1 protein-coding gene is annotated in these 428 nt (G+C 39.3%); it reads left to right on the top strand.

Annotated features, from left to right (window positions below):
• A partial coding sequence (locus tag JWJ90_RS22950) for a PhnD/SsuA/transferrin family substrate-binding protein (protein ID WP_205229524.1) occupies nucleotides 1-260 on the top strand: 260 nt, incomplete at its 5' end.
• Nucleotides 261-428 lie beyond the last annotated feature (168 nt).

Raw genomic sequence — 428 nt, 5'->3', positions numbered from 1 at the left:
GTGTGTATCTTCAGTATCCGAATTATCTTAAAATTTTGCATAAAAGCGAACCGTTTTATGACTTTGTTATCGTGGTTCGAAAAAATTTTGATCTGAGCCTGAAAAATCGGCTTGAAACAGCATTATTAAATCTCAAATCGTCCTCTGTCTTAAGCGCATTTAAACCCGGCGCCACGGGATTCATCAAAGGGCAAAAATCTAATTATGAAGACATAGCGACCATCATTGAGGTGATTGATCGGTTGCGTCGCAAACAATAGCTATCTTCGTATTCTGCGGCAAGGCCTAATCGTCGAATAATTTCAAGCCTGCTTTTATTCCGCTAAAAACTGTTGACCGTTTACTTTACTTGTTTCACGGCAGGGGAAAATAATCTTTGTAAATCGGAGCGTTTGGGCTGAATTCAAACTGCGTCGTAACTCATATTT

It is taken from the genome of Desulfobulbus rhabdoformis (assembly GCF_016919065.1).
Lineage (GTDB): Bacteria > Desulfobacterota > Desulfobulbia > Desulfobulbales > Desulfobulbaceae > Desulfobulbus > Desulfobulbus rhabdoformis.
The sequence above is the reverse complement of the archived record's forward strand: the minus strand, read 5'-3'. Positions and strand labels throughout refer to the sequence as shown.